Here is an 18,640-nt window from a genome sequence, read left to right as displayed (position 1 = left end):
AGTCACAGGATCAAATCACGCAGTTCATCAGGCATCGCGCCCGGTTGTTGAATAGCAGCAAGGTCAGCGGCAGATACCGCATTCCATGCATCCTCGTCCCACAATTGGAACTTGTTCAGTTGGCCGACCAGCATCGCGCGCTTATCGAGCTTGGCGTATTCGCGCAAACGCGGCGGAACCAGGAAACGACCACTGCCATCGAGTTCGAGGTCGACGGCATTACCAATCAATAAACGTTGCAGACGACGGTTCTCTTCGCGAAGCGAAGGGAGTGCGCGCAACTTGGTTTCAATAATTTCCCACTCATCGAGCGGATAGACACACAGGCATGGATCAACGGCATCAATGGTCACGATCAATTGGCCGGAACTGCGCGAATCGAGCTCGTCACGGTACCGGCTCGGCATGGCGAGACGGCCCTTTGCATCGAGACTGATAGCGTTAGCTCCGCGAAACACGTCAGCGTTTCTCCAATTTTTATCGTTTTGAGCTCAAAAAACCCACTTCATGCCACTTTCCGCCACTTGCGCACACTATAGGAATGCGCCCACCACACCGTCAAGGCGCGGATTAAAGGAAAAGCCTTACAGAACGGAGATTTAGCGACGTAAAAGGAGGCTCAACGAGAATCTGACGTGAAGTTTCGACCAATAACTTGATGCAGCACTGAAAGCTGCGCTCGAAAGTTAAAGTAGTTTGTTAAGAGTAAGATTTTTTCGGTATTACAAAGGCGCTTCGGCTGTTGATTGAAGCAGGGTGGGAAAAGGCTATTACCGCGTTTGCCGCTGCCGGAGTTTCAGACCAGGCCGGCTGATATTACACAGCCACGTCTTCTTTGTTTCAAGCAGGGAAAGAAAAAGGTGGAGAGTCGATCTGTAAGCCGGGTTCTGTCTTGAACAGTCATTCGTCTACGATGGCCATCACTGGACATCTTTAGCAACCTACCCGGTCCCAGCGCGGGCCACGCCTTGGGACCCTATTTGGTCTTGCTCCAAGTGGGGTTTACCTAGCCACGAACTGTTGCCAGACGTGCGGTGCGCTCTTACCGCACCTTTTCACCCTTACCGGCGCTTGCGCGCTTAGGCGGTTATTTTCTGTGGCACTTTCCGTAGGCTCACGCCTCCCAGGCATTACCTGGCACTTCGCCCTATGGAGCCCGGACTTTCCTCCCCCCCCTAATTTTCATAGAGGGCAGCGACTGTCCGATCGACTCTCCGCCGCGAAGGTTAACGGCAGAGCGCCGGAAGAACAAGCGCTAAAACCCTCCAGACCGCCATGGGCGACGGCTTACACGCCTTTCTGTTTATCCAGCGCGACCTGATACAGCACGTTTTTGCGCTCGCCGGTGATTTGCGCTGCCAGTGCGGCGGCGCGCTTGAGCGGCATTTCCTCCAATAGCAGATCGAGGATGCGCATGGCTTCGCTGCTGACCGCGTCCTCCGACTCCGGCGCGGTCCAGCCGGCCACCAGCACCACGCACTCGCCGCGCTGCTGATTGCTGTCGGACTCGACGAACGCACGCAGTTCGCTGAGCGGCAGGCCTTTGAGGGTTTCGAAGGTTTTGGTGATTTCCCGCGCCAGCAGAGCCTGACGCTCGCCGCCAAACGCTGCTTCCATATCCTGCAGGCATTCGAGAATGCGATGCGGCGCCTCATAGAAAATCAGGGTGCGCGGCTCTTCTTTGACTGCTTCCAGCCGCGCCTTGCGCCCGACCGACTTGGCCGGCAGAAAACCTTCGAAGATAAAACGGTCGGACGGCAAGCCCGCCGCCGACAGCGCTGCGATCAACGCACAGGCACCCGGCACGGGCACTACGTTGATGCCGGCCGCACGGGCCTGACGCACCAGGTGATAACCCGGATCGGAGATAAGCGGCGTGCCGGCATCGGAGATCAGCGCGACGTTGTCGCCCGCCAGCAACCGGGTAATAAAGCGGCTACCCTCATCCCGTTCGTTGTGTTCGTGACATGCGGCCAGCGGCGTGCCGATGCCGAAGTGCTGCATCAGGCGCGCCGAATGCCGCGTGTCTTCCGCTGCAATCAGGGCCACCTCACGAAGGATCTTCAAGGCCCGGGCGCTGATGTCGTCCAGGTTGCCGATGGGCGTCGCCACCACATAAAGCGAGCCAGCAGCGGAATTCAAAGGACCTGGAGCAGTCAAAGCGCACACCTCGTGATCGGTAAAAGCGGCCATTGTAGCGCGTCATGAGGCTTGCGATGCGCTCCGGCCGAGTGTGGTTTTTCGCCCGGTTGTGCGCTGCCGCAACATTTACTCCAGCTAAATTGACCGATTCACGCCAGTAACATCGCGCCCCGGCCAGTGCTTGGGTACAATTCCACGCTAATTTGATCGAGTATCAGGAACACTTACATGATCGCTTGCCTGCGGCTGTTCACTGCCCTCTGCCTCGCTGCCTTGTTGGCCGCGTGTGCCAGCTCCCCTTCCTCCAGCCTTGGCGAACTTCCACGGACTCCGGACGCCAGCATCGAGCAACTGCTCGAACAGGCTGCCCAGGCTAAAACCCCGGAACAAGCCGCGCTGCTGCGCCTGAGCGCGGCGGACCAGGCTTACCGCCAAGGCAATGCCGGCCAGTCCGCGCAAATCCTGCAACAAGTGCCGGTGGAGCAACTCAAGCCAGGCCAGCAGATTTTCGCCAATACGCTGTCCGCCGAACTGGCCATGACGCGCAATCAGCCGAAAGCTGCGCTGACCGCCCTGAGCCATCCAAGCTTCCAGAAGCTCAGCGAAATGCCGGAAGAGCAGCAAGTGCGCACTGGCACTGTTCACGCCCGCGCCCTTGAAGCCGACGGCCAGACACTGGCCGCTGCCCGTGAGCGTGTGTTCATCGCGCCGATGCTGGAAGGCGAAGCGGCGAGCAAGAATCACGAAGCGATCTGGACCCTGATCGCTTCGCTGCCAACCGATCAATTGCAACCGAACAACACCGACGATCTCGGCGGTTGGATGGCACTGGCGCAAGCGGTGAAAACCGCAGGCACGCTGGAACAGCAACAAGCCGCGATCGACAACTGGCGTGCGCAGAATCCAAAGCACCCGGCGGCGATCAACCTGCCGCTGCCGCTGACCAAGCTCAAGGAACTGGCCAGCCAGCCACTGAGCAAAATCGCCCTGCTGCTGCCACAGGACGGCCAGTTGGCGTCGGTCGGCAAAGCGCTGCGTGAAGGCTTCATGGCCGCGCATTATCAGGCGCAACAGGCCGGCCAGAACCCACCTGCCATCGAGTTCTACGACAGCTCGAAGCTGACCTCGATGGACGAGTTCTATCGCAAGGCACAAGCTGACGGCGTGCAACTGGTAGTCGGCCCGCTGGAAAAACCACTGGTCAAGCAACTGAGCACTCGCCCGCAACTGCCAATCACCACCCTGGCGCTGAACTACAGCGAAGGCGAGCAAGGCCCGGCGCAACTGTTCCAGTTCGGTCTGGCGGCTGAAGACGAAGCTCGCGAAGTTTCCCGTCGCGCTCGTGCCGACGGCCTGCATCGCGCCGCGATCATGGTGCCGAAAGGCGAATGGGGCGATCGCGTCCTGCGTGCCTTCAGCCAGGACTGGCAAGCCAATGGCGGCAGTATCGTTGCCACCGAGCGTGTCGATCAGCCGGTGCAACTGGCCCAGCAGATCGCCGACATGTTCCAGCTGCGTCAGAGCGAAGCCCGCGCCAAGAGCCTGCAGAATGTTGCCGGCACCAATGTCGCCGCCCAGCCTTCGCGTCGCCAGGACATCGAATTCATCTTCTTGGCCGCGACGCCGCAACAGGCCCAGCAGATCAAGCCGACCCTGAACTTCCAGTACGCCGGCGACGTTCCCGTCTACGCGACCTCCCATGTGTACAGCGCCAGCGGCGACGTCAACCAGTACAACGACATGAACGGCATTCGCTTCTGCGAAACCCCATGGCTGCTGGAAACCAGCGATCCGCTGCGCCAGCAAGTGGCTGCGCAATGGCCGCAAGCCAATGGCAGCCTCGGTCGCCTGTACGCCATGGGCGCCGACGCCTATCGCCTGGCCCCGCGCCTGGGCCAACTCAAGGCCCTGCCGGACAGCCGCATCGAAGGTCAGTCGGGCAGCCTCGGCATGACCCAGACCCAGCGCGTTGTGCGCCAGTTGCCGTGGGCACAGTTCGTCAGCGGTCAGGTGCAGCGCCTGCCGGACACACCGCGCTGATGCCCGACAGGTCACGCTCGCAAAGCGGCAAGGATGCCGAGCGCCAAGCGCTCGAACATCTGCAACAACAAGGTCTGCGCCTGTTGGCGCAGAACTGGTTATGCAAACGCGGCGAGCTTGATCTGGTCATGCTTGATGGCGATACAGTAGTATTCGTTGAAGTTCGCTACAGAAAAAACACTCAATGGGGTGGCGCGCTCGCCAGTATCGACGAGCGCAAGCAGCAGAAACTGATCTTTGCAGCACAGTATTTTCTTCAGCGCGAGTCGCGTTGGGCCAATTCCCCCTGCCGCTTCGATGTGGTGGCGATCGACAGCCACCCGAATCAGCTGAACTGGTTGCAGAATGCTTTCGACAGTTGATCGCCTGCACCCTGCCCTGTTTTCGTCCGACACATTTTGCTCTTTGCTTTGCCGGCTGCACATTCACGTGCCGAACAGCCGCGCCACTTAAGGTCACACAGATGGACATGCAATCCCGAATTCGCCAGCTTTTCCAGGCCAGTATCGACACCAAGCAACAGGCGATGGACGTACTTGCACCGCACATCGAGCAAGCCAGCCAGATCATGGTCAATGCCCTGCTCAACGAAGGCAAAATGCTCTCGTGCGGCAACGGTGGCTCGGCCGGCGATGCCCAGCATTTTTCTTCGGAGCTGCTCAACCGCTTCGAGCGCGAGCGTCCGAGTCTGCCGGCGATTGCGCTGACTACCGACACTTCGACGATCACTTCGATCGCCAACGATTACAGCTACAACGAAGTGTTCTCCAAGCAGATCCGCGCGCTCGGCCAGCCGGGCGATGTGTTGCTGGCGATTTCGACCAGCGGCAACTCGGCGAACATTATTCAAGCGATCCAGGCCGCACATGATCGCGAAATGATTGTCGTAGCTTTGACCGGACGCGATGGCGGCGGCATGGCGTCGCTGCTGTTGCCCGAGGACGTCGAGATTCGCGTACCGGCCAACGTCACTGCACGTATTCAGGAAGTCCACTTGCTGGCGATCCATTGCCTTTGCGATCTGATCGACAGCCAACTGTTCGGGAGTGAAGAATGACCCCTAATCGCCTTGGCCTTCTGGCCTTGACCCTGTGCCTCGGCATCAGCGGCTGCACTTCGGTGGTGAATGCCAGCCGTGAAGCGCCGATCGAAGACGACCGTGGCACGCGCACCTTCGGCAGCAAGATCGACGACTCGCTGATCGAAACCAAAGCGGGCGTGAACATCGCCAAGGCCGATCCGGCACTGGACAACGACTCGCACATTGTCATCACCAGCTTCAACGGCGTGGTCCTGCTCGCCGGCCAGACTCCGCGCGAAGACCTCAAGGCCAAAGCCGAACAGGCCGCCGCCAACGTCCAGCGCGTGAAGAAGGTGCACAACGAACTGCAAGTGCTGCAACCGTCCTCCCTGCTCGCGCGCCAGAACGACGCGTGGCTGACCACCAAGATCAAGACCCAGATGCTCACCGACGCCAGCATTCCTGGCTCGCGCATCAAAGTCGTGACCGAGAACGGCATCGTCTACCTGCTGGGCCTGCTGACCAAACAGGAAGCCACTCAGGCAACCAATCTGGTTCAGGGTGTGTCTGGTGTGCAGAAGATTGTGAAGCTGTTCGAATACATCGACTGACCGTAAAAGGCAGACACAAAAAAGGCGATCCATCCGGATCGCCTTTTTTTATTTCACAACCTTCAAGCTTGGCCGGCCACTCGGGCGTGGCGGCTCGCTGCCCGGTGGCGGCGAGTCGTCATCCGGATCGATGTCTTCCTCGTCGTCCATCGGCAACTCGAGGTCAAACACCATGCCCTGGCCGTTCTCCCGCGCATAAATGCCCAGGATCGCGCTGATCGGCACGTAGAGACTGTGCGGAACACCGCCGAAGCGGCCTTCGAACGTCACCACGTCGTTATCCATGTGCAGATGACGCACGGCACTCGGCGAGATGTTCAGGACGATCTGGCCGTCACTGGCAAAACCCTGTGGCACCTGCACCGCCGGGTACTCGGAGTTGACCAGCATGTGCGGGGTGCAATCGTTATCCACAATCCACTCGTAGAGCGCGCGGACCAGATAAGGTCGACTGGAGTTCATAGCGGCTCCTTAAGCCTTAGCGCATATCGCGTTCGACACCAGACAGACTCGCCTGGAAAGCCTCACGCGCAAACTGGCGCTCCATATAATCAAGCAGCGGCTTGGCCGGCCGCGGCAGTTCAATACCCAGAATCGGCAAACGCCAGAGTATGGGTAATAGGCAGCAATCCACCAGACTTTGTTCCTCACTGAGGAAGAACGGTTTGTCGGCGAACAGCGGCGAAACGCCGGTCAGGCTTTCGCGCAGTTCCTTGCGCGCCACGACCCGTGCAGCCTCTTTGCTCTTGGGATCCAGAATCAGATCCACCAGCCCGCACCAGTCACGCTGAATCCTGTGGATCAGCAGACGGCTGTTGGCCCGCGCCACCGGATAAACCGGCATCAGCGGCGGGTGCGGGTAACGCTCATCCAGATACTCCATCACCACGGTCGACTCCCACAACGCCAGGTCACGATCGACCAGCGTCGGCAGACTGCCGTAAGGGTTCACCTCAATCAGTTTAGGCGGCTGGCGGCCCGCTTCCACGTAAATGATTTCGGCGCTGACACCCTTCTCTGCAAGCACGATGCGCACTCGGTGGGAATAGTGGTCGGCGGGGTCGGAGTAACAGGCCAACCGATTGGTCACGCCCATGGCGATCCTCCTCGCTTGTTGAATTTGTCGGAACCGGAAAAACGCGCGCGCCCAGAGGGCACCTCCCGCAGGGTCTGACTGAGCAGATCCTGCTTTAGCGGAGGCGCCCTTGGGCGCGCGCGATTAACAGCAATGCTTGAAGCGTATCAGTGCACGTCTTTCCAGTATTCACGCTTGAGCAGGTAGGCGAACACAAAGAAGAACGCCAGGTACAGCAAGACATAAGTACCGATGCGCTGATGTTGCAGCTTAACCGGGTTAGCCGAGTAAGCCAGGAAGGTTACCAGATTCTTGACCTTCTCATCGAACTGCTCTTCGTTCAGAGCACCGGACTTCGGCACGATGGTCAACTGATCGCACGCTTCATGGGTCAGCGGCGTGCCGGTCAGCGGATCGTATTGCTTCTTGCCGTCCTCGACGATCTGCACCTGTTTGCAGCCGACGACCTGACGACCTTGCAGGCCGACCAGCACGTTAGGCATGCCGACGTTCGGGAAGACCTTGTTGTTCACGCCCCATGGACGCGCCGGGTCTTCATAGAACGACTTCAGGTAACCGTACAGCCAGTCAGTGCCGCGTACTCGCGCTACCAGAGTCAGGTCCGGCGGCGCTGCGCCGAACCAGGTCTTGGCGTCGGCTGGTTGCATGCCGATGTTCATGTGGTCGCCAATCTTGGCACCGGTGAACACCAGCTTCTCCAGCATCAACTCGTGCGGGATGCCGAGGTCATCGGCGACGCGCTCGTAACGCTGGAACTTGGCACTGTGGCAACCCATGCAATAGTTGGCAAAGGTCCGCGCACCATCCTGCAGGGCGGCTTTGTCGGAGACGTCGATATCGACACTTTCCAGTTCCGGACCATGACCCTCGGCAGCAAAAACCAGGGAAGGCAGCGCAGCAAAAATCAGAGCAAGAAATAACTTTTTCATCAGCCAGTCACCCTTTCCGGAACCGGTTTGGTCTTCTCGAGCCGGGTGTAGAACGGCATCAGAATGAAGTAGGCGAAATACAGGAAGGTGCAGACCTGCGACAGCAACGTGCGCCCCGGCGTCGGCGCCAGAACGCCAAGGATGCCAAGAATCACGAAGGAGATGCAGAACACCACCAGCCAGATTTTGCTCATCCAGCCCTTGTAGCGCATCGATCTCACCGGACTGCGATCCAGCCAAGGCAGCACGAACAGCACCGCAATCGCCGCACCCATGGCGATAACGCCCAGGAGTTTGTCCGGCACCGCACGCAGGATTGCGTAGAACGGCGTGAAGTACCAGACCGGGGCAATGTGCTCAGGCGTCTTGAACGGGTTGGCCGGCTCGAAGTTAGGTTTTTCGAGGAAGTAGCCGCCCATTTCCGGGAAGAAGAACACAATGAAGCAGAAGATGAACAGGAACACCACAACGCCGACAATGTCCTTCACCGTGTAGTACGGGTGGAACGCAATGCCGTCCAGCGGGATGCCGTTTTCGTCTTTGTGCTTCTTGATATCGACGCCGTCAGGGTTGTTCGAACCGACTTCGTGCAGCGCCAGAATGTGCAAGACCACCAGACCGAGAATCACGATTGGCAGCGCGACCACGTGCAAGGCGAAGAAGCGGTTCAGGGTGATTCCGGAGATCAGGTAGTCACCACGAATCCACTGCGTCAGGTCATCGCCGATCAGCGGAATCGCACCGAACAGCGAGATGATCACCTGGGCACCCCAGTACGACATCTGGCCCCACGGCAGCAGGTAACCCATGAACGCTTCGGCCATCAGTGCCAGGTAAATCAGCATGCCGAACACCCAGACCAGCTCGCGCGGTTTCTGGTACGAGCCGTAGAGCAGGCCGCGGAACATGTGCAGATAGACGACGATGAAAAACGCCGAAGCGCCGGTCGAGTGCAGCAGACGCAGGATCGAGCCGTACTCGACGTCGCGCATGATGTATTCAACGGAAGCAAAGGCTTCTTCTGCCGACGGCGTGTAACTCATCGTCAGCCAGACACCGGTGACGATCTGGTTGACCAGCACCAGCAGCGCCAGCGAGCCGAAGAAATAGAAGAAGTTGAAGTTTTTTGGTGCGTAATACTTGCTGAGATGGTCTTCCCACATTTTGGTCGCGGGAAAGCGCGCATCAACCCAATCCATGAACTTGCTCATCACGCTTTCTCCGTATCGACGCCAATGACAATCAGGTCATCGGTCTCATAGGAATGCGGGGGAACTGGCAGGTTCAAAGGCGCAGGTTGCGACTTGTAGACGCGGCCAGCCAGATCGTAGTGGGAACCGTGGCACGGGCAGAAATAGCCGCCTACCCAGTCTTTGCCCAGATCCGCAGGTGCCACTTCGGGACGGAAGGTCGGTGAGCAACCCAGGTGCGTACAGATCCCGATCAGCAGGAGAATTTCCGGCTTGATCGAGCGTACTTCAGGGTCGACATAAGTGGGTTGCGTGGAGTTTTTGGAGGTCGGATCGGAGAGCTGACCCTCGATCTTCTTGAGATTCCCCAGGATTTCCTCGGTACGGCGGACAATGAACACCGGCTGGCCGCGCCATTCAGCAATCATCTGCTGGCCTGGCTCGATTTTGCTGACATTCACTTTCACCGGTGCACCGGCAGCTTTCGCCTTGGCACTGGGAAACCATGACCCCACGAACGGGACCGCAGCCCCCACCGCTCCTGCAGCACCCACCACGGATGTGGCTGCCACCAGGAAGCGACGCCGGCCTGCATTCACGCCGTCATTGCTCATTCAGTCCTCTCCCATCAGCTTTTTTGGCCTGTTAAATCAGGCGTCTACTAAATAAATCAAATGTTACTTATAAAAATTTTGCCCGAATGGTAATGAAAACCCCCAATTCTGACAAGGTTAATTCCCCGGGGCTCAGCCCCTTAAGCCTTGGAGTATAGGGGGTCTACGGCTGTGGCAAGTTGTCACAACGCAATTCTTTGATAAATCGCAGGCATAAAAAAACGCCCGCTTCCGTGAGGAGGCGGGCGTTCTTTTTTGAACGTGGAAGCGGAATTAACGCTTCGAGTACTGCGGACGCTTACGCGCTTTACGCAGACCAACTTTCTTACGTTCAACTTCACGGGCGTCGCGGGTAACGAAGCCAGCTTTGCGCAGAGCGCTACGCAGGGTTTCGTCGTAGTCCATCAGAGCGCGAGTGATGCCGTGGCGGATTGCGCCAGCCTGACCACTTACACCACCGCCGATCACGGTGACGTAGATGTCGAACTTCTCGACAGTCTCGGTCAGCTCCAGCGGCTGACGAACTACCATGCGGGCAGTTTCGCGGCCGAAGAAGTTATCCAGCGAACGGTTGTTGATGGAGATGTTACCAGTACCCGGACGCAGGAAAACGCGTGCGGTTGCGGTCTTGCGACGGCCAGTGCCGTAATTTTGAGTCGCCGACATAATGAACTATTCCGTTAAATCTTCAGTTCTTGGGGCTGCTGAGCAGTATGAGGGTGTGCAGCGCCCGCATAGACTTTCAGCTTACGGTACATGTCGCGACCCAGTGGGTTTTTAGGCAGCATGCCTTTAACCGCGGTCTCGATCACGCGCTCAGGGGCTTTGGCGATCAGCTTTTCAAAGTTGATCGACTTGATGCCGCCCGGGAAACCGGAGTGGGAGTAGTACATTTTGTCAGTGGTTTTAGCGCCGGTAACACGGATCTGCTCGGCGTTGATGACGACGATGTAGTCGCCGGTGTCAACGTGAGGAGTGTACTCAGGCTTGTGCTTGCCACGCAGACGGCTCGCGATTTCGGTGGCCAGACGACCCAGGGTCTGACCAGCAGCGTCGACGACAAACCAGTCGCGCTTTACTGTTTCCGGTTTAGCAGTAAAAGTTTTCATTCTTTATAGCCTCAGGGGCCGCCTGTAAATAAGACGGCGGATCTTACTGAATAGTGCGTACTTTGACAAGTCAAAGGCAGCCGGATACAGACGCTTTCGGGGGCTCGGGTCGGCGCGTCCGTTCAACGGCAAGATTCTTCGGCGGCGGCGCATCACTTCCACTGCAGAAAGAGGTCGGCAATTATGCAGATTGCGAAAAATTTTTCAACCTGCTTTTATGATTGTTTTGCCCAAGGAGCACCCGATGGACTATCGCCAGCTAGGCCGTACCGACCTGAATGTGAGTGCAATCTGCCTCGGCACCATGACCTGGGGCGAGCAAAACACTGAGGCTGAAGCCTTCGCCCAGATCGAAAGGGCCAAGGAAGCCGGGATCAATTTCCTCGACACCGCCGAAATGTACCCGGTGCCGCCAAAAGCCGAAACCTACGCCACCACCGAGCGCTACATCGGCAATTACTTCAAGAGTCGCGGTGATCGCGCCGACTGGATCCTCGCCAGCAAGATCGCCGGCCCCGGCAACACCATCGACTACATTCGCGACAAGAACCTGCGCCACAACCGTCAGCACATCACCGAAGCACTGGACGGCAGCCTCAAGCGTCTGCAGACCGATTATATCGATCTGTATCAATTGCACTGGCCGGAACGCAGCACCAACTTTTTCGGACAGCTGGGGTATAAGCACAAGATCGAAGCCAACCTGACGCCGCTGGAAGACACCCTCGAAGCCCTCGACGAACAGGTGAAGGCCGGCAAGATCCGCCACATCGGTCTGTCCAACGAGACGCCGTGGGGCACCATGCGCTTCCTCGCTCTGGCCGAAGCCCGTGGCTGGCCGCGTGCGGTGTCGATCCAGAACCCGTACAACCTGCTCAACCGCAGCTTCGAAGTCGGCTTGGCCGAGATCGCCATTCGCGAACAGTGCGGCTTGCTCGCCTACTCGCCACTGGCGTTCGGTTTCCTCTCCGGCAAATACGAAAGCGGCGCCCGTCCACCGAAAGGCCGTCTGAGCCTCTACAGCCGCTTCAGCCGCTATTTCAACCCGCAATCCGAAGCGGCGTGCAGCCGTTACGTTGCACTGGCCCGCGAACACGGTCTGGATCCGGCGCAAATGGCCCTGGCCTTCGTGACCCAGCAACCCTTCGTCACCAGCAACATCATTGGCGCGACGACGCTTGAGCAACTGGACAGCAACATTGCCAGTTTTGATCTGAAACTGTCCGATGAAGTGCTGGCCGGGATTGAGGCGATTCACAAGGATCATCCGAATCCCGCGCCGTAACTGACCGCCAAAAGCTTCGCGAGCAGGCTCGCTCCCACAGTGGAACACTGTACCTGTGGGAGCGAGCCTGCTCGCGAAGAGGCCAGTCGGATTACCTCAACAGCGGAACGCGGAGCGTCCCCGGCGGCATTCCCACGCAGAGCGTGGGAACGATCATCAAAGCGACCGCGCAATAATCTCCTTCATGATTTCATTGGTGCCGGCGTAAATCCGCTGCACCCGCGCATCCGCCCACGCCCGGGCCACCGGGTATTCCCACATGAAGCCGTAGCCGCCATGCAGTTGCACGCATTCGTCGAGCACTTTGCATTGCAGGTCGGTGCCCCAATATTTGGCCATCGCCGCCGTCGGCACATCGAGTTTGCCCTGCAGATGCAGCTCCAGGCAGCGATCGACGAAGACCCGGCCGATCTGGATCTCGGTAGCCATCTCGGCCAGTTTGAAGCGGGTGTTCTGGAAATCGGCAATCGACTTGCCGAACGCCTTGCGATCACGGGTGTAATCCAGCGTCCATTGCAACGCTGCTTCAGCCGAGGCCAGGCCGCCAATCGCCACGGTCAGGCGCTCTTGCGGTAACTCCTGCATCAGATAGGCAAACCCGGCCCCCGCCTGCCCGAGAAGGTTCTCCTTCGGCACGCGCACGTCCTGGAAGAACAGTTCCGAGGTGTCCTGCGCCTTCATGCCGACCTTCTCCAGGCGCTTGCCCTTCTCGAAGCCCGGCGTATTCGCCTCCACCAAAAACAGGCTGGTGCCCTTGGCACCGGCCTTCGGGTCGGTCTTGGCCACCACGATCACCAGGTCAGCCAGAAAGCCGTTGGTGATAAAGGTTTTCGAACCGTTGATCACATATTCGTCACCGTCGAGCACCGCCGTGGTTTTCACCCCTTGCAGGTCGGAACCGGCGCCAGGCTCGGTCATGGCGATCGCCGTGACCATTTCCCCCGAGACCAGTTTCGGCAGGTATTTGTGTTTCAGCGCCTCGCTGCCGTAATGCAGGATGTACGGCGCGACGATGTCCGAGTGCAGCGAGAAACCGATACCGGTCAGACCCAGACGCCCGACTTCTTCAATCACCACAGTGCTGTAGAGGAAATCCGCGCCGAGCCCGCCGTACTCTTCCGGCAGATGCGAACAGAGCATCCCCGCCTCCCCCGCCTTGTTCCACAGCGCGCGATCGATGTGCCCCTGCTTCTCCCACTGCGCGTGATACGGCACGGCCTCTTTTTCGAGGAAAGTTCGCACGCTGTCGCGGAACAATTCGTGCTCGGAGCTGAACAGGGTTCTGGGGATCATGCGGCACCTTTCTTTGTTGTTGGAGGGATACGGCTCTCAGAGACTAAGCCCGACTCCTGCTACGGGACACTGGACACATCCGACAAAAAATAAGACGATCCAGCCGTCTGGTGACCACTTTCCCTTATAAAAACAAAATAAAAGTTGAATTATGTCTAAGCACGTCTCCCCGCCCTTGCGGCGCGTCAGCATCCTGGCCATCGACCGGGTTTTCGCTTACACCCTCATGCAGGCCAAGGATTTTTTCCATGTGGCCAGCCTGCGTTACGGCAAACAACTGGGCCACGGCCTGACACCGGCGTTCGAAACTCGCTTGGTCAGCCCGGATGGCAAACCGGTAAAAAGCTTCAGCGACGTAGTGATGCCGGTCGACGGCGGCCTGGAAAACGCCGACGTAATCATCCTCCCGGCGTTCTGGGACGATTTCGACACGCTGTGCAGCCGTTACCCGCAAATCCTGCCGTGGCTGCGCGAACAGCATGCGCGCGGCGCGGTGTTATGCGGCGAAGCCACCGGGGTGTTCTGGCTCGCCGAAGCCGGGCTGCTCAACGGCAAGGAAGCAACCACCTACTGGCGCTTCTTCAATGCCTTCGCCGAACGTTTCCCCAAGGTCTATCTGAATCAGGACAAGCACCTGACCGACGCCGACAATCTCTACTGCGCCGGCGGTACTACCTCGGCCTGCGATCTCTATATCTATCTGATCGAACGCTTCTGCGGCGCGAACGTGGCGCAAGCCGTGGCCCGCGACATCCTCTACGAAGTGCAGCGCAGCTATTCGCCGGGACGTATCGGTTTCGGTGGGCAGAAGCTGCATCAGGACGTGATCATCCTGCAGATCCAGCAATGGCTCGAAGAACATTTCGCCGACAAATTCCGCTTCGAAGACGTCGCCCGCGAGCACGGCATGAGCATCCGCAACTTCATGCGCCGCTTCCAGACCGCCACCGGCGACAAACCGCTGCACTACTTGCAGCGCCTGCGCATCGAGACGGCCAAGGGCTTGCTTTCGGGCACGCGCAAGAGCATCAAGACCATCAGTTATGAGGTCGGTTACGACGATGCGAGCTTCTTCGCGCGACTGTTCCGCCAGCACACCGAGCTGTCGCCGAATCAGTATCGGCAGCAGTTTCAGCAGGCTGCGTAACCCGGCCTGATGATCGCTCCCACGCTCTGCGTGGGAATGCCGCCACTGGACGCTCTGCGTCCGGCTCGCAAGTGACGCGGAGCGTCACGGGATGCATTCCCACGCGGAGCGTGGGAACGATCAGTTACTGCGCCTTCGCGAGCAGGCTCGCTCCCACAGGGAAAAACTTCAGCGCATAAAAAGGCCTGCAATCGCAGGCCTTGTTCGTTGCCGAAACTCCGTTTAAGGCTTGTGCGCCCGCGACAGGAATTCGTGGGATTGCATCTCCAGCAACCGGCTCAGCGTGCGCTGGAACTCGAAGGTCAGGCGTCCGCCGGTGTACAGATCCTTCAGCTCGACTTCGGCAGAAATGATCAGCTTGACGTTGCGGTCGTAGAATTCGTCGACCATGTTGATGAAGCGGCGGGCGATGTCGTCGGTGGTGACGCTCATCTGCTCGACGCCGCTGAGCAGCACGGCGTGGAAAATCTTGCCCAGTTCGATGTAGTCGTTCTGGCTGCGCGGGCCGTCGCACAGTTCGCGGAAATCGAACCAGGCCACGTCATCGCAGGTACGCAGGGCGCGGATTTCGCGGTTCTCGATGATCAGCACATCGTTTTCCACCGCCGCCGTGCACTCCGGCGTCAGTGCCTTGAAGCTCTTGCGCAGGCTTTCGTGGGCGGCTTCGTCGAGCGGATAGTGGAACAGCTCGGCTTGCTCGAGGTGACGCAGACGATAGTCAACACCGCTGTCGACGTTGACGATCTCGGTGTTCTGCTTGATCAACGCGATCGCCGGGAGGAAGCGCGCGCGCTGCAGGCCATCCTTGTACAGGCCGTCCGGAACGATGTTCGACGTCGCGACGAGGGTCACGCCGTTCTTGAACAGCTCTTCCATCAGCGTGCCGAGGATCATCGCGTCGGTGATGTCGGAGACGAAGAATTCATCGAAGCAGATCACCCGCGACTCGGCCGCGAAGCGCTTGGCGATGATGGTCAGCGGGTTCTTCTCGCCGCCCAGGGTCTTCATTTCTTCGTGCACGCGCTTCATGAAACGGTGGAAGTGTGTGCGGGTCTTTTCCTTGAACGGCAACGCTTCGAAGAAGGTGTCGACCAGGTAAGTCTTGCCGCGACCGACGCCACCCCAGAAATACAGGCCCTTGACCGGTGCCTGATCCTTTTTGCCAAACAGCTTGCCGAGCAAACCCGGCTTGTTCTGGTCAGCGGCGATCAAGTCGTCGTACAGACGCTGCAAGTGACGCACAGCAGTTTCCTGCGCGGCGTCATGGAAGAAATCCGGGCGTTTCAGATCAGCTTGATATCGTTCTAGGGGCGTCATAATTCGTTAGCAAGGCAACAAAAACGGGCCGTCACTGTAGCGACGGCCTGTGGGAATGGCAATCGGCCCTTGGTCGGGTCGTGCCGCCGATCAGTCTTGAGCTGGAGTCAGTGCGACGCGCAACGCCTCGATGGCGGCTTCTCGCGCGGCAGCGTCGGCGAAGGCCGGGCTGTCGCCGACGCACTCACCGGCCAGCCAGACGCTGAAGCTCAATTCTTCAGTACGCACGTCCAGCGGCTCGCCGGACTGCAACTGTTTGGTCACCTGGCCGGCAGTTTTGCCGTCGGCGAAGTTGCGCGACAGCAGCAATTGCTCGCCATCGGCCGCCAGCAGACGGAATCGGAAGCTGCCGTCGTCCTCGCGGAAGCTGACGAAACGCGCGGTTTTCGCGGCTTTTTTCTTGGTAGTCGCGGCGACCTGAACCTGATTGACGAAGGAACGCAGGCCAACGGCTTCGCGCAATTCGTTGAGGAACGGCGTGGCCACGGCGCGGGCCTTCTTCGCACCGATCTGCAGGATGTCTTCCAGGTCCGCAGGACGCTCGATCAACTGGTGATACTTCTCGCGCGCTTCGCCGAGATCGTTGTCGAGCAACTGGAACAGGCGATTCTTCGCCTCACCCCAGCCCAGACCACCGAGCAGCTCACCGCGGAATTCATCGGCCTGCGCCGGTGTGGCGAAGGCCTGGAACAGAGTGAACAGGTGCGAATTATCGGGATCTTTCGCTTCGCCCGGCGCCTTGGAGTCGGTGACGATCCGCGAGATCGCGTCCTTCATTTCCTTGGCGCTGGAGAACAGCGGAATGGTGTTGTCGTAGCTCTTCGACATCTTGCGACCGTCGAGGCCCGGCAAGGTGGCCACAGTTTCTTCGATCAGCGCTTCGGGCATGGTGAAGAACTCTCTGCCCTGGCCGAACAGATGGTTGAAACGCTGACCGATATCACGGGCCATTTCCACGTGCTGAATCTGATCGCGACCGACCGGCACCTTGTGCGCGTTGAACATCAGAATGTCCGCGGCCATCAGCACCGGATAGCTGTACAGGCCCATGGTGATGCCGGCATCCGGGTCTTCACCGGTTTCAACGTTCTTGTCCACCGAGGCCTTGTACGCGTGCGCACGGTTGAGCAGGCCCTTGGCGGCGACGCAAGTCAGCAGCCAGGTCAGCTCGGGGATTTCCGGGATGTCGGACTGGCGGTAGAAGGTCACGCGATCGACATCGAGGCCACCGGCCAGCCAGGTCGCGGCGATTTCCAGACGCGAGCGCTGGATGCGCAGCGGGTCATCGCATTTGATCAGGGCGTGGTAGTCGGCCAGGAAATAGAACGAATCGGCCTGGCTGTCGCGGCTGGCGAGGATTGCCGGGCGAATCGCGCCGGCGTAGTTGCCCAGGTGCGGCGTGCCGGTGGTGGTGATGCCGGTGAGAATGCGGGTACGGTTAGTCATGGGTAATCGCTTGTCAGACTGCAATCAATTCGAGAGACGCGGCAGCAGCAGATCCTTGAGATCGGTCAGCTTGCCGTGAAAAAAGTGTCCGCATTCTGCCACTTTCAGCAGCTCATGGGGGCGCTGGAGTTGCTCCGACCACTGGTAGACCAGTTGCGGATCGATGACTTCATCGGTTTCCGGCTGGATCACGGTCAACCCGCCGTGCTGCGGCAGTTGATCCTGCTCGCCCAGACGCATCACCGCCGGGGCAACCATGAACAGGTGCTCAAGCTGCACGCCTTCGGCTTCGAGACGGCCGCCGAGACTTGCTGCAACAAATCCGCCGAAGGAGAAACCGAACAGGGTCAGCGGCAGATCCGGGTGTTTTTCCCGCAGCCATGTAGCTGCGGCCTGAGCGTCGTCGACTTCACCGGTGCCCATGTCGTGCGTGCCCTGGCTGGCGCCGACGCCGCGATAGTTGAAACGCAAGGTGATCAGGCCTGCGTCGCGCGCGGTGCGCTGCAGGGTCGAGACGACCTTGTTGAGCATGGTGCCGCCCTGTACCGGGTTCGGATGGCAGATCAGCGCGATGCCGCGCGGCTGCTCGTTATCCAGATACAAAGCCTCAATTTGGCCGACAGGGCCGTCAATCACTACAGGGGTTTCACGCATCAGCAAGGGAGGAACTCCGTGACCTCGAATCGGGTCGACTCGTCTAGCAAATTGTCTGTGCCAATCTATTGCGAGTGAATCGCGGTATACAGCGCAGGTTCGAGCCGTTAACGTAAAGCAAAGCCGTTTATAGAGGAAGGACTCGTGGAACACTCGCTCTTAGTTTGGTTGTTACCGACTCTTGCCCTGGTTGTGGGTGTCGCCATTGGATTCCTGATCGCGCGCGTTGCGCCGAACGCCGCACCGAGCCGCACGCAGCGTCAACTGGATGATATCCAGGAGCGTTTCGACAGTTATCAGAACGAAGTGGTCACCCACTTCAACAGCACCGCGATGCTGGTCAAGAAGCTGACCCAGAGCTATCAGGAAGTGCAGGATCATCTCGCCGAGGGCGCCAACCGTCTGGCCCTGGACGAGCAGACCCGCCAGCGCCTGATCGCCGCCCTGCACGCCGACGCAGCGCAGGCACCACGCGAACGCCTGACGCCACCGCGCGATCAGGAACCACCGCGTGATTACGCGCCGAAGAGCCCGAATTCGCCGGGCATGCTCGATGAGCATTATGGTCTGAAGAAGTAACCGGGTTTCGCGCCCAAAAAAAAGCCCCCGGACAATGCTGGTGCCCGGGGGCTTTTTTGTATCGGCTGATTTTGCTGTGACAACACTGGCCTCTTCGCGGGCAAGCCCGCTCCCACAGGGGCCAGGTGTGGAACACAGATTTTGGGTACACCACCAATACCTGTGGG

General features: G+C 59.2%; 20 protein-coding genes and 1 other RNA gene. 7 read left to right on the top strand and 14 right to left on the bottom strand.

Translation table 11 applies throughout. The features are described from left to right. Nucleotides 1-2: 2 nt before the first annotated feature. The 3 genes from mraZ to rsmI form a co-directional block, all read right to left on the bottom strand. Complete coding sequence (mraZ, locus tag QMX86_RS03875; protein ID WP_007917012.1) at nucleotides 3-458, bottom strand: division/cell wall cluster transcriptional repressor MraZ; 456 nt, start codon at nucleotides 456-458, stop codon at nucleotides 3-5. Between the two features lie 402 nt (nucleotides 459-860). Beyond that, nucleotides 861-1,214: RNase P RNA component class A (rnpB, locus tag QMX86_RS03870), an RNA gene on the bottom strand. A 73-nt stretch (nucleotides 1,215-1,287) separates the two neighbouring features. Beyond that, nucleotides 1,288-2,193 (bottom strand): 16S rRNA (cytidine(1402)-2'-O)-methyltransferase, encoded by a 906-nt coding sequence (gene rsmI / locus QMX86_RS03865; RefSeq protein ID WP_282383587.1) that lies wholly within the window; start codon nucleotides 2,191-2,193, stop codon nucleotides 1,288-1,290. Between the two features lie 177 nt (nucleotides 2,194-2,370). Between rsmI and QMX86_RS03860 the strand changes: the two genes are divergently transcribed. From QMX86_RS03860 to QMX86_RS03845, 4 genes are all read left to right on the top strand, one after another. Further along, complete coding sequence (locus QMX86_RS03860) at nucleotides 2,371-4,182, top strand: penicillin-binding protein activator (RefSeq protein ID WP_095181681.1); 1,812 nt, start codon at nucleotides 2,371-2,373, stop codon at nucleotides 4,180-4,182. Next, nucleotides 4,182-4,544 carry a YraN family protein gene (locus QMX86_RS03855; protein WP_016773265.1) on the top strand — a complete coding sequence of 121 codons (363 nt, stop codon included), beginning with the start codon at nucleotides 4,182-4,184 and terminating at the stop codon, nucleotides 4,542-4,544. Before QMX86_RS03860 ends, QMX86_RS03855 begins: the two co-directional genes overlap by 1 nt. A gap of 101 nt (nucleotides 4,545-4,645) precedes the next feature. Beyond that, a complete protein-coding gene (locus QMX86_RS03850) occupies nucleotides 4,646-5,239 on the top strand; it encodes a phosphoheptose isomerase (RefSeq protein WP_008082788.1) in 594 nt (197 codons plus the stop codon). Further along, nucleotides 5,236-5,814: a BON domain-containing protein gene (locus QMX86_RS03845; RefSeq protein WP_024014250.1), complete on the top strand. Its 579-nt coding sequence runs from the start codon at nucleotides 5,236-5,238 to the stop codon at nucleotides 5,812-5,814. The genes QMX86_RS03850 and QMX86_RS03845 overlap by 4 nt, the downstream gene beginning before the upstream one ends. A gap of 48 nt (nucleotides 5,815-5,862) precedes the next feature. On the opposite strand, the gene QMX86_RS03840 is transcribed toward QMX86_RS03845, so the two are convergent. The 7 genes from QMX86_RS03840 to rplM form a co-directional block, all read right to left on the bottom strand. Continuing rightward, nucleotides 5,863-6,276, bottom strand: coding sequence for a ClpXP protease specificity-enhancing factor (locus QMX86_RS03840; RefSeq protein WP_016773263.1), 414 nt, complete (start codon nucleotides 6,274-6,276; stop codon nucleotides 5,863-5,865). Between the two features lie 16 nt (nucleotides 6,277-6,292). Beyond that, nucleotides 6,293-6,910, bottom strand: coding sequence for a glutathione S-transferase N-terminal domain-containing protein (locus tag QMX86_RS03835; protein ID WP_007961620.1), 618 nt, complete (start codon nucleotides 6,908-6,910; stop codon nucleotides 6,293-6,295). A gap of 146 nt (nucleotides 6,911-7,056) precedes the next feature. Then, nucleotides 7,057-7,839, bottom strand: a complete 783-nt coding sequence (locus QMX86_RS03830; protein WP_024014251.1) for a cytochrome c1 — start codon at nucleotides 7,837-7,839, stop codon at nucleotides 7,057-7,059. Next, nucleotides 7,839-9,050, bottom strand: coding sequence for a cytochrome bc complex cytochrome b subunit (locus QMX86_RS03825; protein ID WP_071173554.1), 1,212 nt, complete (start codon nucleotides 9,048-9,050; stop codon nucleotides 7,839-7,841). Before QMX86_RS03825 ends, QMX86_RS03830 begins: the two co-directional genes overlap by 1 nt. Beyond that, a complete protein-coding gene (gene petA / locus QMX86_RS03820; protein WP_007917031.1) occupies nucleotides 9,050-9,643 on the bottom strand; it encodes a ubiquinol-cytochrome c reductase iron-sulfur subunit in 594 nt (197 codons plus the stop codon). Before petA ends, QMX86_RS03825 begins: the two co-directional genes overlap by 1 nt. Before the next feature lie 273 nt (nucleotides 9,644-9,916). After that, nucleotides 9,917-10,309, bottom strand: coding sequence for a 30S ribosomal protein S9 (gene rpsI, locus QMX86_RS03815; protein ID WP_003228056.1), 393 nt, complete (start codon nucleotides 10,307-10,309; stop codon nucleotides 9,917-9,919). 14 nt (nucleotides 10,310-10,323) lie between these two features. Further along, nucleotides 10,324-10,752, bottom strand: coding sequence for a 50S ribosomal protein L13 (gene rplM / locus QMX86_RS03810; RefSeq protein ID WP_003228062.1), 429 nt, complete (start codon nucleotides 10,750-10,752; stop codon nucleotides 10,324-10,326). Between the two features lie 244 nt (nucleotides 10,753-10,996). Here rplM and QMX86_RS03805 point away from each other — a divergent pair, with 244 nt between their 5' ends. Continuing rightward, nucleotides 10,997-12,037: an NADP(H)-dependent aldo-keto reductase gene (locus QMX86_RS03805; protein WP_282383598.1), complete on the top strand. Its 1,041-nt coding sequence runs from the start codon at nucleotides 10,997-10,999 to the stop codon at nucleotides 12,035-12,037. A gap of 156 nt (nucleotides 12,038-12,193) precedes the next feature. On the opposite strand, the gene QMX86_RS03800 is transcribed toward QMX86_RS03805, so the two are convergent. After that, on the bottom strand, nucleotides 12,194-13,330 hold the full coding sequence (locus QMX86_RS03800) for an acyl-CoA dehydrogenase family protein (RefSeq protein ID WP_073473472.1): 1,137 nt from the start codon (nucleotides 13,328-13,330) through the stop codon (nucleotides 12,194-12,196). A 250-nt stretch (nucleotides 13,331-13,580) separates the two neighbouring features. Between QMX86_RS03800 and QMX86_RS03795 the strand changes: the two genes are divergently transcribed. Further along, entirely contained in the window at nucleotides 13,581-14,477 is an 897-nt protein-coding gene (locus QMX86_RS03795) for a GlxA family transcriptional regulator (protein WP_162999820.1), read from the top strand. A 222-nt stretch (nucleotides 14,478-14,699) separates the two neighbouring features. Here the strand turns inward: QMX86_RS03795 and zapE are convergent, their stop codons facing one another. From zapE to QMX86_RS03780, 3 genes are all read right to left on the bottom strand, one after another. Further along, entirely contained in the window at nucleotides 14,700-15,794 is a 1,095-nt protein-coding gene (gene zapE / locus QMX86_RS03790; protein ID WP_016773254.1) for a cell division protein ZapE, read from the bottom strand. A 90-nt stretch (nucleotides 15,795-15,884) separates the two neighbouring features. After that, the gene (locus QMX86_RS03785; protein ID WP_282387290.1) at nucleotides 15,885-17,240 is read right to left on the bottom strand and encodes a tryptophan--tRNA ligase; all 1,356 of its coding nucleotides are present in this window, start codon (nucleotides 17,238-17,240) and stop codon (nucleotides 15,885-15,887) included. Between the two features lie 24 nt (nucleotides 17,241-17,264). Then, nucleotides 17,265-17,894 carry an alpha/beta fold hydrolase gene (locus QMX86_RS03780; protein ID WP_282387292.1) on the bottom strand — a complete coding sequence of 210 codons (630 nt, stop codon included), beginning with the start codon at nucleotides 17,892-17,894 and terminating at the stop codon, nucleotides 17,265-17,267. Nucleotides 17,895-18,038: 144 nt separating this feature from the next. Here QMX86_RS03780 and QMX86_RS03775 point away from each other — a divergent pair, with 144 nt between their 5' ends. Further along, entirely contained in the window at nucleotides 18,039-18,473 is a 435-nt protein-coding gene (locus tag QMX86_RS03775) for a DUF1043 family protein (protein ID WP_016773251.1), read from the top strand. Nucleotides 18,474-18,640: the final 167 nt, after the last annotated feature.

Origin of the sequence: Pseudomonas sp. PS01270 (assembly GCF_029959775.1) — a bacterium.
Classification (GTDB): Bacteria; Pseudomonadota; Gammaproteobacteria; order Pseudomonadales; family Pseudomonadaceae; genus Aquipseudomonas; species Aquipseudomonas atacamensis.
The sequence above is the reverse complement of the archived record's forward strand: the minus strand, read 5'-3'. Positions and strand labels throughout refer to the sequence as shown.